We start from the raw sequence: 770 nt of genomic DNA on the forward strand, positions 1-770 counted from the left end.
TATCTCGCGCCGTTCCGCCACTGGCTGGAACGGGACACCGTGACGGAGATCATGGTCAACCGTCCGGGCGAGGTGTGGGTGGAGGATGCCGCCCAGCCCGGCATGCAGCGGATCCTGGCGCCGGAGATCGACGACCGGCTGGTGCAGCGCCTGGCCGAACAGGTGGCCCGCGTCAGCCATCAGGGCATCAATCGCGAACACCCGCTGCTGGGCGCGACCTTGCCGGCGGACGGCTTCGGCGGTGCGCGCATCCAGTTCTGCGGCCCGCCCGCGACCCGCCGCCACTGGGCCATGGCGATCCGCCGGCATCGCCGGCTGGACCTCCCGCTGGACGCCTATGACACCGGGCCGCTGCTGGTGCCGGTCGAGGCCGAAATGCCTGACCCCCAGCAGGAGCCGATCGCCTTTCTGCGGGCCGCGATCCGCGCGCGCAAGACGATCCTGATTTCCGGCGGCACCAGCACCGGCAAGACCACCTTCCTCAACGCCATGCTGGGCGAGATCCCGCCGCACGAGCGGGTCGTGCTGGTGGAGGACACGCCCGAATTGCGCCTGCCCGGTGCCAACGGCCTGGGGCTGGTCGCGGTCAAGGGCGAGCTGGGGGAGGCCAAGGTCACCGCCAACGAGCTGCTGCAATCCGCCCTGCGCCTGCGCCCAGACCGCATCGTGCTGGGCGAGTTGCGCGGCGCCGAAAGCGTCAGCTTCCTGCGTGCGATCAATACCGGCCATCCGGGCAGCTTCTCCACCATCCACGCCAATTCGCTGCGCGG

The 770-nt window shown here is 70.5% G+C and carries 1 protein-coding gene; it reads left to right on the forward strand.

Annotation, left to right across the window (positions count from 1 at the left end):
* Window positions 1–770 (forward strand): ATPase, T2SS/T4P/T4SS family (locus tag D5S08_RS16300; protein WP_121120235.1); only part of this gene is annotated, 770 nt, incomplete at both ends.

Origin of the sequence: Croceibacterium ferulae (assembly GCF_003660445.1) — a bacterium.
Lineage (GTDB): Bacteria > Pseudomonadota > Alphaproteobacteria > Sphingomonadales > Sphingomonadaceae > Croceibacterium > Croceibacterium ferulae.